The organism is Anaerosporobacter mobilis DSM 15930 (assembly GCF_900142955.1).
Classification (GTDB): Bacteria; Bacillota; Clostridia; order Lachnospirales; family Lachnospiraceae; genus Anaerosporobacter; species Anaerosporobacter mobilis.
On sequence record NZ_FRCP01000010.1, the window covers coordinates 24,412 to 37,224 of the forward strand.

Here is a 12,813-nt window from a genome sequence, read left to right on the forward strand (position 1 = left end):
AGGTCTTGATTCAATGATTCCTCAAAAGGTTATGCAAACTAAAGATAATAAAACAGATGTAAGAGCGAAAAAGAATGAGGACAATGTTTCACGTGAAACATTAATTAATATTAATCAAATCGAACCAAACAAATCACAACCTAGGAGAAATTTTAATGAAGATACTCTCCATGAATTAGCAGACTCTATCAAGCTATATGGTATAATACAACCTTTAATATTACAAAAAAGGGACAAGTATTATGAAATTATAGCAGGAGAAAGAAGATGGAGAGCAGCTAAGGTTGCAGGTCTTAAAGAAGTACCTGCTATAGTCAAGGATTATAGTTCACAAGAAATTGTGGAAATAGCACTTATAGAGAATATACAAAGGGAAGATTTAAATCCAATAGAAGAAGCTATAGCGTTTCAAAAACTAATTAATGAATATAAACTAAAACAAGATGAAGTTGCAGAGCGTGTATCTAAGAGCAGAACGGCTATAGCAAACTCAATGCGATTATTAAAGCTTGATCAACGTGTTCAACAGATGCTGATTGATGATATGATATCAAGTGGACATGCCAGAGCATTAATAACTCTTGAAGATGGAGAGATTCAATATCAAATAGCAACTAAAATCTTTGATGAAAAGTTAAGTGTTCGTGAGACAGAAAAACTTGTTAAAAAGCTATTGGAACCAGTTAAAGAAGAGCAAGATAAAGGCAAGGACTTAAGTTTTATCTATCATGATATAGAAGAAAAAATTAAAGAGATTATAGGAAGTAAGGTCCAAGTTAAACAGAAGACAGAAGATAAAGGTAAAATTGAAATTGAATACTATTCAAAAGATGAGTTTGAACGTATAATTGAGTTATTTCAAACAATTAAGAAAAATCAAAGGTAATAGGCTAGGAGATAATTATGGAAGTATTTGATAGTATAGGGTTAGATATAGGTTATGTGCTGTTGGGATCAATTGGTATAACATTGTTCATAGGTATTTTGTGTATTGTATTGATGTGTAAAGTTCACTCGTTAAAGAAAAAGTATAGAAGCTTTATGTCTGGAAGTACAATGGAAAGTATGGAGGACGAAATTAGCAAGAGATTTCAAGAAATAAACAACTTACAAAAAGAAACAAAAGAAGTGGAGAATCGCGTTGTTCGTATTGAGGATACTTTAAAAGTGGTATATCAAAAAGTAGGTATTGTCAAATATGATGCATTTAGTGAAATGGGTGGAAAGCTAAGTTTTGTATTAGCTTTATTAACGGAAGAGAATGATGGTTTCTTATTAAATTCTATGCATAGTAGTAGAGAAGGATGTTACACATATATCAAAGAGATTATTAAAGGAGAGTCGTTTGTTATATTATCCGAGGAAGAAAAGCTAGCTCTAAAACAAGCAATTGAAAGCAAGAACTTACATGCTTAATTAGGATAGTACTATAGTATTGTCGATAATCGTTTTTAACAATACAATATAGTATTAGGGTGATTAAATGGTTGAATTAAAAAATTCTAATATGGTAATGAGAAGCGTTAGTGTTAATGTTTTAAAAGGTAATGAGATTATAGCAAAAGATATTATTTCTGAATCTGGTATTATATTAATGTCAGAAGGTACAGTTGTTAAAAAAGAATATATCAGTAAGTTAATCGAATTAGGTATAACCAATATATTCATAAAGGATGAAATAGCTGAAGGTATTAAAGTTGATGAGTTAATTGAAATAAAAATTAAAGAGCAGTGCCAGGAAACAGTAAAAGAAACAATTGAAAAATATTTTTTCAGTGATAGTTCAGAGTTAGAAAAATTAAAAATAGTAGCTGATGAGATTATTTTAGATATTTTAAGTGAACCCGAGATTATGTTTAATATATCGGGTGTCCGTAAAAGAAATGGGAATGTATATTCACACTCTGTTAACGTTTGTGCACTATCAGTATTATTAGCATTGAAATTGAAATTATCAAAAGATAAAATCAGAGATATTGCAGTAGGGAGCTTACTACATGATATTGGAATTAATTACGTTAATTTTAATTTAATAAATGAGAGTTATGAATCAATCTATAGTGATGAGAATAAAATAAAAGAGTTCAAGAAACATGTAATTTACGGTTATACGTCTGTAGAAAAAGAGACATGGTTGTCAGCAGTAGCTAAGGATATTATTCTTTCTCATCATGAAAGAATAGATGGTAGTGGTTACCCATTTCGTTTGAAAGGCAATAAGATTAAAATTGGAAGTAAAATAGTAGGGTTATGTGATGAATTTGACCATCTTGTATACGGCCTATATAGTAAGAAGATGAAAGTATATAAAGCAATTGATTATATACTTAGCCAAAGTGGTGAAAAATTCGATTATGAGATAGTTAAGTTTTTCAATGAATCAGTTGCTGCATACCCCACTGGTAGTACAGTGATAACTAGTGATAAGGATGTAGCTGTAGTATTAAGACAGAATGCAAAATGCCCTACTAGGCCTGTTATACGGCTTATTATGGATAGTATGGGTAATTACTACAATGATTGGATAGAGGTTGACTTGACCAAGGAATTAACATTATTTATTGAAGATACGAAAGATATATAGGTATAAAATTAAATAAAAAGTAATAATTTTTATAAGTACTCTATGTAAGAAGAGATAAGATAACTGTTATAAGTATCAGTGTTTATATTAATAGCATATGTATTATTATAGGAAAGACAATACATAATTCACATTCAAGATGTTTTTGCTTTAAATATAAACGTAAAGATTCTTATAACAGTTTTTATCTTTAATTTAACATTATTAAACTAGACAAAAGGACTGTTTAGTGATATAACAATATAAAGTAAGACGAAATTTATGTAAAGGTGGTGTTTGATCATGCATAGTTATTTAAGATCAGTGGGATTTAGTAATATTAAGAAAAGGGAGGATCTAGAGCAGATTTTAGGTATGGTCATGGCACAACCTACAGAAAAGTATGTAACTAGTGAGAGGAAGAATTACGTAGAAGCTGAATTAGTAAAAGATTTTTCTGATCGACTGGGGGTTGCAGTACGTGGGGAATATGATGAAAAAGGATTTTTTCATCTAGAGCATTATTATCCATACTTTAAAGGTAAGATAACAAGTATTAGAGAAGAGGTTGCAATAAATAAGAGAGTTGATACAGATGCCTATACGGGAATGTGCGATGACTTAAGAATAGGCGTATCATTAATCTTTTATTTACAGAATGTAATTGATTATATAGACTGTATTGAAAAGAATCGTTGGAATGGAAGAGCAGTACCTATTATGTTAACAGGATTAGCATCTGAAGGAAAGATATTGTTAGGAACTTCGAAGGATAGTAATACTGAAAGAAATATTATATCCGATAACAAGCAAAGAACCCAGTTATTAGCGGAAGCTAAAAAGGGAAATCAAGAAGCTATTGACAGTTTGACAATTGATGATATTGATTTATATGCTATGGTATCGAGACGAATACGGTATGAAGATATATACTCTATTGTTGAGTCAACCTTTATTCCGTATGGATCAGAATCTGACAATTATACGGTCATTGCTAATATAGTAGAAGTTAAAAAATTGCAGAATGAATTCACCAATGAATATATATATGACTTGGTTGTTGAGTGTAATGATATTATGTTAGAAGTATGTATTAATGAGAAAGATTTAGTAGGTACACCTGAACCTGGAAGACGTTTCAAGGGGAATATATGGCTTCAAGGAACGATTACCTTTGTTGAACAATAGAAGATAAGTAAAGATAAATAATAGGTTACCATAACAGATATAAATTGAGTAAATAGTTGTATTAATCTTGACTTTAGTGTGAATTATAGTTATAATTTTTATGGTGTAGAGATATGCATCTATAGCTCAGTAGGATAGAGCGACCGCCTCCTAAGCGGTAGGCCGCTGGTTCGAATCCAGTTAGGTGCAGAGATAAAAAGGGTTTCGATCGAATAGATCGAAACCCTTTATAAGTAATAAAATATGTATAAGTTATAGGTAAATGTTAATAATAACGAAAGATAGGTGATACTATGAAGAAAAAGAGTTTTGGACTATCCTTTTACATTATGTTTTTTACATTTGCATTATTAGTAGAAATCTATAGTTACCTAGAATGGAGAAAAGATACAATATCTATAATAGGAACCAGTATTGTGTTCCTTATTGCTTTATACCTTTTTATTGATAGTGTAAAGTATGAGATTGAAAAGAAGAAAAAAGAGTATTATGAAATGATTGATGATCAGTATAGAAAATTAAATGTCTTGGTCGATGAGAGAGTTAAAGAGGCAAAAGAGGAAGTAATGCACCGCCAAAAATCAAGTGTAGAGGTATTACTAAAAGCACAAAGAAATTTTACAGAGGCAATTATTCAAAATAATAAGAAGAAATAATAATGTTTACACTCTGGTTATAGGAGGTGAAAGAATGAATTATATTGTTATTGATTTGGAATGGAATCAGAGCCCTTATGGAAAAGGAACTGAGGTAAAGGAAATCCCGTTTGAAATTATAGAAATTGGTGCGGTTAAACTTAATGAGAATAGGGAAGTTTTAAGTAGCTTTAGTAGATTAATTAAGCCACAAATTTATACTGATATTCATTCTATTACCAAAGAGATAATACATATAGAAATAAAAGATTTGGTAAAAGAAGAATTATTCCAAAATGTTATAAAAGAATTTTTTTTATGGTGTGGAAATGATTTTCGATTTGCAACATGGGGAAACATGGACTTAATAGAATTGCAAAGAAATTTGGATTACTATGGTATAAAAGGTTATATTGATAAGCCTATTGCATTCTATGATGTTCAGAAACTATTTGCAATTTGTTATTATCAGGATAGAATACCTAGAACACTGGAGTATGCAGTGGATATAGTAAAGTTGAATAAGAATGAAGAGTTTCATCGCGCATATGTAGATGCAAAGTATACAGCAGAGATCTTTAAAATGTTGGATAAGGATACAGTAGAAAGGAATTATTCCATAGATTATTTCCATAATCCTAAGACTAAGGAAGAGGAAATACACCTACATTATGAAACGTATTATAAGTTTATATCTAGAGAATTTGAATCAAAAGAAGCAAGTATGAGTGACAAAGATATTAGTAGCGTCATATGTCATAAGTGTAATCAAAGGATTGTTAAGAAGGTTAAGTGGTTTACAACGAATTCTAAAAATTATTATAGCTTAGGTTACTGTAAGAAACATGGTTATATTAAAGGTAAGATAAGAATAAAAAAGGCAGTTAATAACAACGTATATGCTGTTAAGGTAGTCAAAGCTATTTCAGAAGAAGATGCATTGCTTCTGATGGAACGATATGTAGAAGCAAAACGAAGAAAAAAGAAAAGAAAGTTAAGTGAATAGTAAACAAAAAAGACCATAACAGATTGTTTGGTCTTTTTTTGTGAGAATTATTATTGTAAATTACAAGTTAAAATCATCGTATTTACGTGAATTTTTTCTTTGATAATAAGCTTGTCTACGTTTCTTACGGGGACGCTCCACCGCTATATAATATACGAAGTATAATAGAATGAATACTACAAAAATACCTATTATTATAAGAGGTTTAATATTCTGATGTGTTTTAGAAGATACGGCAGAACTTAAGGTACTTGTTACAGACCTATCTGAGTTGTCCTCAAGTAAGGCAACAGATTCTAGTGTTGGCTTTTCCGAGGCTGTATAATAGATATCAAGTTTTCCTACAGTTTTATTATCAAATGTATAAGTAATATCACCTATGATTTCTTTTCCGTTTTGGTTCTTAGGTGTATCATATAGATTCATACTTTGTGTAACATCTTTTTGACTTGCACCTACAGGAAGAATATAGCTACTAGAATTATCGGTATAAATCATTGGAGTAGAGGTATCAAAAATCGAGTTAAATCTAGTAAACAGTATTGAATTATCTATTGATGAAACAGTACTTGCTTCATCCACAGAGAAAGCCTCATAGTTGCCGAATCCATAATCAAATAAACTAACTGTGTCTTTATACTGATCGGTAGGGGTTGATTTCATTATTACACAAATCAATTCTATACCATCTTTATTAGCAAACGAGACAAGAGTGTTGCGGGCTGCATTGGTGTAACCTGTCTTTCCACCAATACAAGAGTCATATTTCTTCGTTAGCTTATAACCAAGCAATAATTGTTGGTGATTGGCCATAGGAAACTCTTCCTTAGATTTGTTCGTCTTAGGTATTACGTAGCTTTTAGTAGCTGTAATTTTTCTGAAAGTTTCATTCTTCATTGCTTCCTGGGCAATGAGAGCCATATCATAAGCGGAAGTATAATGTTTATCATTGTGCAAACCATTGGCATTAACAAAGTTAGTATTCTTGCATCCTAATTCTTTTGCTTTGGCATTCATCATATCAGCAAATTTATCAATACTACCGGCAACATGTTCCGCAACGGCATTTGATACTTCATTTGCGGAAGCTAGCATTATAGCATATAGACATTGCTCCATAGTTAACTGTTCGCCCTCTTGACGGGCTATATGAGTACTTCCACTTTCAATACTAAAGACTGCATTATGAGAGAAGGTGACTATTTCATTAAGAGAAGAATTTTCTAAAGCAATCAATGTAGTCATGATCTTAGTTATACTAGCTGGATATAATTCTTCGTTTGCATTCTTTTCATATAAAACTAAACCGGATGAGGCATCTATTAATATTGCTGATTCTGAAGTAATACCAGTAGGACTTTTAGGCCACTTAAAAGTATTTTTCGCTTCAGTAGAAGTATCTGTATCCGTAGTCGAATCAATGTGCGAGACTTGGGTTTGCTCCATTTGTGTAGTGGCAGCATGTGCCGTTATATTTCCTATATTGGAAAGCAGTAGGACTGCTGTTAGAACTGTTGTTAGGATTCGTTTCATAATATTGTAGTTACCTCTCTTTGTATAATCATTCATTTTTCATGTTATATAATCTTTGTTATATAATATAGCAAATAAAACGAATTTTCTTATTATCATATAAGATCTAGAATTGTGTTATAGCTAATTTATCGTCTCAAAACAAATACTCAAATAAAAGTTCAAATAAATACGCAGATATAGACTCAAGAAATTACGATGTAATTTCCCTCATTAATTTATGGCTCCTGCGGAGTTACGATCTTATACTGCGTATAATCTCTAGAAGAAGCTACGCTTCTTCTCATAAATTACATTATAAGTTATTTTTGAAAGACAGGCAATAGATAAATACCAAGTGATTACAAAAAGAATCACTTGGTATTTATCTATCTAACTATTTAGTTTGAACTAATTGAGAATTCTTTATATACATACATATTCTAGTATATACCAAGAATTAAATATTCATACAATATTATGCGTTTGCTTGTTTCTTTGCGGTGTTCATACGTTTTATAACCTTAAGTCTTGTGAACTCTTCACGTTCCTTTTCCTCAAGAGCATTCTGTATATCTGTAACTAATGTTGTATAATGAGGAATGGTTATATTCTTAAGGGCATTAGCGCGCTTTTGAGTTTTCTTGATATTTGTAGCAAGACGGTAAGCAGAAGTTTCAACCATGGATAAACGGATGGTTAATTCTTTTACCTTATTAAAATGTTTACAAGCCTCATCAAGCGCTAATTTAGTTCCGTAGAAGGAATACGTAGGGGTAAGAGGTGACTTATCATAATCAATAAGAGGGATTTCTGTACCCATAATACTACGTGTCTTAATAGTAATGGAGTTCTCTTCTGGAACGGTCTTACTTAACATCTGAACATTATTAATACCCATCTGTATATTAGCTTTTTGTAAAGCAATATAAGCAGAGGTAAATGTATCATCTATTTCTGATTGAATATCCTTTGCTTTATCTATTAATTCCATAAGCTCACGAATAAGAATATTTCTCTTCTTATCCATAAGGTCAAAACCTTGTTTCGATAGAGCTAAGGAGTTCTTAGCAAGGATAAGATTTCCCTTGGTGGGAAATGTATTTGGATCCATATACTCACCATCCTTTATTCTTCATCGGAAGCGATATTGTTAGTAGTAGGAACCTGATAGTATTTATCAAGAATCTTCGTATCGACACGGTCAAGTTCTTCTCTAGGAAGAATTGATAAGAGACTCCAACCAAGATTTAAAGTTTCATCAATACTTCTATCTTCCAAATGTCCTTGAGAGATGAAGTCATTTTCAAATGCAGTACCGAATTGTAAGTATTTCTTATCAATAGGTGACAATTCATCTTCACCGATAACACTTGCCAATGCTCTTGCTTCGCCTACACGAGCATAAGAAGAGAAGAGCTGGTTAGCAAGATCTTGATGATCTTCTCTGGTATAGCCTTCACCAATACCGTCCTTCATAAGACGAGAAAGTGATGGTAATACGTTAATAGGTGGATAGATTGCTTTTTGGTGAAGTGCACGTTCTAGAACGATTTGCCCTTCAGTAATGTACCCTGTTAAGTCAGGGATTGGATGAGTAATGTCATCATTCGGCATTGTTAGGATCGGAATCTGTGTAACAGAGCCTTTACTTCCTTTTACGATACCAGCACGTTCATAGATAGTTGAAAGTTCACTATATAAGTACCCTGGATAACCTTTTCTACTTGGAATTTCTCCTTTGGAAGAAGAAACTTCACGCATTGCTTCGGCAAATGAGGTCATATCAGTTAATACAACTAATATATGCATACCTTTTTCGAAGGCTAGGTATTCCGCAGCAGTAAGAGCTACTTTAGGTGTAATTAATCTCTCAACAACTGGGTCATTGGCAAGATTTAAGAACATAACAACGTGAGAACTTGCGCCACTCTCTTCAAAGGTACGGCGGAAGAATTCTGCAACATCATGTTTTAAACCCATGGCTCCAAAAACGATAGCGAATTCTTCATTAGAATCTTCGCCAAGAGAAGCTTGTTTAACAATTTGTGCAGCTAACTGATCGTGAGGAAGACCATTACCTGAGAAGATAGGTAATTTCTGTCCTCTGATTAATGTAGTTAGACAGTCGATTGTTGAGATACCAGTTTTAATAAAGTTACGAGGATACTCTCTTGAACATGGGTTAAGAGGTTCGCCATTAACGTTCTTTTTTTCATCAGAGATAATTGGTTCAAGTCCATCGATTGGCTCTCCAATACCGTTAAAAACACGACCTAAAATGTCCTCTGATAAAGCTATCTCCATTGGATGGCCTGTTAACTTTGTATGCGTATTCTTAAGGGACATTTCTTCTGTTCCTTCGAATACTTGAATAACCGCTTTATCTTCATCGATTTCAACGATTCTTCCTAGTTTATGATGAGTACCTTCTACTGTTAGTTCAACGATTTCATCATAAGCCGCACCCTGTACACCTTCTAAGACAATAAGGGGGCCATTAATTTCACTAAGTCCTAAGTATTCAATTGACATCTTTATAACCCTCCTTACGCATTGGTTTCTAATAAATGATTGTAGAAATCGTCAATTGCATCTTTATATTCTTTGAATTTGTTTAGTTCATCATTGGCAACATCATATTTAATAGAGATAACTCGTTCAAAGATATTACTTTCTTTTAATAATGACATTGGCATATTCATTGCAATTAATTTCTTACATTGGTCGAATAGATACATAATTGTTTCCATCATCTTCAACTGTTTTTCAAGTGGTACATAAGTATCAGAAGGATGATAAGCATTCTGCTGTACAAATCCAAGACGGATAACTCTTGCAATTTCAAGTACTAGTTTTTGATCATCTGGCAATACATCACTACCAATCAATTTAACGATTTCATTTAACTGACTTTCTTGTGTTAATAGAGAAATTAACTGATTACGTAAATTAATAAAGTCTGGACCGACATTCTTTGAATACCATGGAGTTAAGTCAGATACATATTCACTGTAACTAGTTAACCATTGAATAGCTGGGAAATGTCTTGCATAAGCAAGAGATTTATCAAGTGCCCAGAAACACCGAACGAAACGTTTTGTATTCTGTGTAACAGGTTCAGAGAAGTCACCACCTTGAGGGGAAACAGCACCGATTATTGATACACTGCCTTCTGTACCATTTAAGTTACTCATGAATCCAGCACGTTCATAGAATGCAGAAAGTCTAGATGCTAAGTAAGCAGGGAAACCTTCTTCAGCTGGCATTTCTTCCAAACGTCCAGATAACTCACGAAGAGCTTCCGCCCAACGAGAAGTAGAGTCAGCCATGATAGCAACATGGTAACCCATATCACGATAATACTCAGCAAGAGTAATACCTGTATAGATACTTGCTTCACGGGCAGCAACTGGCATGTTAGAAGTATTAGCGATTAATGTAGTACGATCAAGTAATGGATTACCTGATTTAGGGTCAACTAATTTTGAGAAGTCTTCCAAAACTTCTGTCATTTCGTTTCCACGTTCACCACAACCAATATAGACGATAATATCTGCATCAGACCATTTTGCTAATTGATGTTGTGTCATTGTCTTACCAGTTCCAAATCCACCAGGAATGGCAGCAGTACCGCCTTTAGCAATTGGGAATAAGGTATCAATAATTCTTTGGCCTGTTATTAATGGGCGATCTGCAGGATAACGTTTTGCAGTTGGTCTAGGAATTCGAATTGGCCATTTTTGAGTTAGTGTAAGCTCTTGCTCTTCACCATTATCATTAATGATAGTAACGATTGGATCATTAATTGTATATTGTCCATCAGGTGCAACTTTAATAACTGTACCATGTACGGAAGGTGGAACCATAGATTTATGAATAATTGCACGTGTTTCACGTGTTTCTGCAATAATAGTTCCGCCAAAAATCTTATCGCCTTCTGAGACAGTAACGTGTACATCCCATAATTTCTTTGTATCTAGAGAATCAACATTTACACCTCTTGATATAAATGCGCCTGATTCTTTCGCAATTTCTTTAAGTGGTCTTTCAATACCGTCAAAGATATTTCCAATAATACCAGGTGCTAAGGTTACGGATATTGCGCTTCCCGTAGCGGTAACTTCTTCCCCTGGTCTAAGTCCTGTTGTTTCTTCGAATACCTGGATGGTAGTGGTGTCTTTGGTTAAAGAAATAACTTCACCTACCAGTTTTTCTTTTCCAACGAGAACCATTTCAGACATTTTAAATCCTAGATTACCTTTTAAGTAAACAATAGGACCATTAATTCCGTATATCTTTCCTGTCGAGTTCATATTGGAGCAACCTCCTATTTCCAAAATTAAAATAACTATTTAAGTCATGTGCATGATCGGTATTTAGAAACCCTGATAGCAGGGTTTCTAAAGGTTAACCATTTATGACAATTTAAAATTCGATTTTTCTTCTCTTAGCTTAGACATAAATGAATTATCAATTAAAATATGTCTTTCTGGAATCACACAACGAATACCACCGAAAAAATCAACGTTGCTTATCATTAATTCTAAATGAGTAGCAGCTTCTAATGCTGATTTTAGGTGAGAGTCTGTCTGATTAATGTAGACTGTAAGTTCATCACCTTTAGCAAAATCAACAGCTTCATTAATTTTATTAACTAAGAATGTTTGATATTCTGGTGTTTGCATATAAGCAGATAATCTTTTTTCTACATCATTGAAAAGGATTTCGACTTTTTCCTTTGATTTCTCGCTTAATGCACGTTTAATATTGAGTGATTCGTTGGATAAATTTCTGTTTTTTTCACGTATTAAATTCTCAGATTCTATACGAAGTTTTTGTTCTGCTTGTTTTATTAGAGATTTTCTTTTCTCTTCATACATTTCTTTTAAAGTCTGTTCATAAGATTCTAAGATTTTAATACTTTGTGCAGTTGCATCATCAATTGCACAATGATAAAAGTTATCAAGTTTTTCGTCTAATGTCATAATAACAAACATGCTCCTTTCCAAAGTTTGAAGACTGTGTAGTACAAAACACTGGTTATTAGAGTTTTAAACCAATTGCTTCATTCACATAGTCAGTAATAAAGTTTGGTTTTCTTCCTGTACCATGACGGTCTGGAATTTCTACAATTAAAGGTAATCGACGATTTAATTTAACATCATCTATAAGTTCAGGAAATTCGCGACTGAATTTTTCTGTTATTAAAATAACGCCTATTGTTTTATCAGCTATTGATTTATCAAGTTGTTCCTTTAGATGTTTTTTTGAATGGATTACAACACCATCAACACCTGCAAGTCTCATGCCAGTGTAGGTATCTACGTTGTCGCTAATTAAGTACATACGCATATTAACAATCGTGCTCCTTTCCAAAGTCTGGAGACTATGTGTGTAGCACAAATCTCCGTATTAAAAAACAAAGTCTTTTAATACTAATGTTCAGTCAACCTAGTCATAGGCCAATTATAGTTTACTATTCATTATGGTAACATTGTGAAAGAAAGAACTAGTCCATATAAAGCAATACCTTCTGCTAAGGCTACGAAGATTAATGCTTTACCCATGATACTTGAATCTTCACTCATAGCTCCAAGAGCTGCACTAGCAGCAGATGCTACTGCAATACCACCACCGATACATGAAAGACCGGTTGAAAGAGCAGCAGCAATATATCTCCAGCCATCGCCAGATGAAGCAGCTACAGCTTCTGTTGCAGCTGATGCATTACCAGAGAACATAAGGATGTTAGCGAAAACTAAAGTACCAAAGAAGAAGAATGCGTTAAAACCAAGTGCAGCTTTAAATCCACCTTTCTTCTTTTTGCTTAATAAGAATGCTCCAAAAGGGATAAAAATACTTAAAATTAATGCAGCTACAAATATATATCTTGTTAATAAATTCAT

General features: G+C 32.9%; 13 protein-coding genes and 1 tRNA gene. 7 read left to right on the top strand and 7 right to left on the bottom strand.

All coding sequences use genetic code 11. From position 1 onward, the window contains the following. The first annotated feature begins 13 nt into the window (after nt 1-13). From BUB90_RS09660 to BUB90_RS09690, 7 genes are all read left to right on the top strand, one after another. Nucleotides 14-886, top strand: coding sequence for a ParB/RepB/Spo0J family partition protein (locus tag BUB90_RS09660; RefSeq protein WP_073287454.1), 873 nt, complete (start codon nt 14-16; stop codon nt 884-886). A gap of 17 nt (nt 887-903) precedes the next feature. Then, nucleotides 904-1,416 (top strand): DUF4446 family protein, encoded by a 513-nt coding sequence (locus BUB90_RS09665; RefSeq protein ID WP_073286807.1) that lies wholly within the window; start codon nt 904-906, stop codon nt 1,414-1,416. 67 nt (nt 1,417-1,483) lie between these two features. Further along, a complete protein-coding gene (locus tag BUB90_RS09670; RefSeq protein ID WP_084139181.1) occupies nt 1,484-2,584 on the top strand; it encodes an HD-GYP domain-containing protein in 1,101 nt (366 codons plus the stop codon). A 282-nt stretch (nt 2,585-2,866) separates the two neighbouring features. Next, nucleotides 2,867-3,751 carry a DUF3881 family protein gene (locus BUB90_RS09675; RefSeq protein WP_073286810.1) on the top strand — a complete coding sequence of 295 codons (885 nt, stop codon included), beginning with the start codon at nt 2,867-2,869 and terminating at the stop codon, nt 3,749-3,751. Between the two features lie 115 nt (nt 3,752-3,866). After that, nucleotides 3,867-3,940, top strand: a tRNA-Arg gene (locus tag BUB90_RS09680). Nucleotides 3,941-4,044: 104 nt separating this feature from the next. Beyond that, on the top strand, nt 4,045-4,407 hold the full coding sequence (locus BUB90_RS09685) for a hypothetical protein (protein WP_073286814.1): 363 nt from the start codon (nt 4,045-4,047) through the stop codon (nt 4,405-4,407). A 34-nt stretch (nt 4,408-4,441) separates the two neighbouring features. Next, the gene (locus BUB90_RS09690) at nt 4,442-5,392 is read left to right on the top strand and encodes a 3'-5' exonuclease (RefSeq protein WP_073286817.1); all 951 of its coding nucleotides are present in this window, start codon (nt 4,442-4,444) and stop codon (nt 5,390-5,392) included. Nucleotides 5,393-5,452: 60 nt separating this feature from the next. On the opposite strand, the gene BUB90_RS09695 is transcribed toward BUB90_RS09690, so the two are convergent. The 7 genes from BUB90_RS09695 to BUB90_RS09725 all read right to left on the bottom strand — a co-directional run bounded on the left by BUB90_RS09695 (nt 5,453) and on the right by BUB90_RS09725 (nt 12,813). Further along, nucleotides 5,453-6,925 (bottom strand): D-alanyl-D-alanine carboxypeptidase family protein, encoded by a 1,473-nt coding sequence (locus BUB90_RS09695; RefSeq protein ID WP_073286821.1) that lies wholly within the window; start codon nt 6,923-6,925, stop codon nt 5,453-5,455. 457 nt (nt 6,926-7,382) lie between these two features. Continuing rightward, on the bottom strand, nt 7,383-8,018 hold the full coding sequence (locus BUB90_RS09700; protein WP_073286824.1) for a V-type ATP synthase subunit D: 636 nt from the start codon (nt 8,016-8,018) through the stop codon (nt 7,383-7,385). A 14-nt stretch (nt 8,019-8,032) separates the two neighbouring features. After that, nucleotides 8,033-9,439: a V-type ATP synthase subunit B gene (locus BUB90_RS09705; protein WP_073286827.1), complete on the bottom strand. Its 1,407-nt coding sequence runs from the start codon at nt 9,437-9,439 to the stop codon at nt 8,033-8,035. 14 nt (nt 9,440-9,453) lie between these two features. After that, entirely contained in the window at nt 9,454-11,220 is a 1,767-nt protein-coding gene (locus BUB90_RS09710; protein WP_073286830.1) for a V-type ATP synthase subunit A, read from the bottom strand. A 102-nt stretch (nt 11,221-11,322) separates the two neighbouring features. Continuing rightward, nucleotides 11,323-11,892 carry a V-type ATP synthase subunit E gene (locus tag BUB90_RS09715; protein WP_073286833.1) on the bottom strand — a complete coding sequence of 190 codons (570 nt, stop codon included), beginning with the start codon at nt 11,890-11,892 and terminating at the stop codon, nt 11,323-11,325. 58 nt (nt 11,893-11,950) lie between these two features. Next, the gene (locus tag BUB90_RS09720; protein ID WP_073286836.1) at nt 11,951-12,259 is read right to left on the bottom strand and encodes a V-type ATP synthase subunit F; all 309 of its coding nucleotides are present in this window, start codon (nt 12,257-12,259) and stop codon (nt 11,951-11,953) included. 131 nt (nt 12,260-12,390) lie between these two features. Continuing rightward, nucleotides 12,391-12,813 (bottom strand): ATP synthase subunit C, encoded by a 423-nt coding sequence (locus BUB90_RS09725; RefSeq protein WP_073286839.1) that lies wholly within the window; start codon nt 12,811-12,813, stop codon nt 12,391-12,393.

Coding starts and splice junctions, on each gene's coding strand:
- BUB90_RS09660 (WP_073287454.1), top strand. CDS start 14: ATGATTCCTCAAAAGGTTATGCAAACTAAAGATAATAAAACAGATGTA.
- BUB90_RS09665 (WP_073286807.1), top strand. CDS start 904: ATGGAAGTATTTGATAGTATAGGGTTAGATATAGGTTATGTGCTGTTG.
- BUB90_RS09670 (WP_084139181.1), top strand. CDS start 1,484: ATGGTTGAATTAAAAAATTCTAATATGGTAATGAGAAGCGTTAGTGTT.
- BUB90_RS09675 (WP_073286810.1), top strand. CDS start 2,867: ATGCATAGTTATTTAAGATCAGTGGGATTTAGTAATATTAAGAAAAGG.
- BUB90_RS09685 (WP_073286814.1), top strand. CDS start 4,045: ATGAAGAAAAAGAGTTTTGGACTATCCTTTTACATTATGTTTTTTACA.
- BUB90_RS09690 (WP_073286817.1), top strand. CDS start 4,442: ATGAATTATATTGTTATTGATTTGGAATGGAATCAGAGCCCTTATGGA.
- BUB90_RS09695 (WP_073286821.1), bottom strand. CDS start 6,925: ATGAAACGAATCCTAACAACAGTTCTAACAGCAGTCCTACTGCTTTCC.
- BUB90_RS09700 (WP_073286824.1), bottom strand. CDS start 8,018: ATGGATCCAAATACATTTCCCACCAAGGGAAATCTTATCCTTGCTAAG.
- BUB90_RS09705 (WP_073286827.1), bottom strand. CDS start 9,439: ATGTCAATTGAATACTTAGGACTTAGTGAAATTAATGGCCCCCTTATT.
- BUB90_RS09710 (WP_073286830.1), bottom strand. CDS start 11,220: ATGAACTCGACAGGAAAGATATACGGAATTAATGGTCCTATTGTTTAC.
- BUB90_RS09715 (WP_073286833.1), bottom strand. CDS start 11,892: ATGACATTAGACGAAAAACTTGATAACTTTTATCATTGTGCAATTGAT.
- BUB90_RS09720 (WP_073286836.1), bottom strand. CDS start 12,259: ATGCGTATGTACTTAATTAGCGACAACGTAGATACCTACACTGGCATG.
- BUB90_RS09725 (WP_073286839.1), bottom strand. CDS start 12,813: ATGAATTTATTAACAAGATATATATTTGTAGCTGCATTAATTTTAAGT.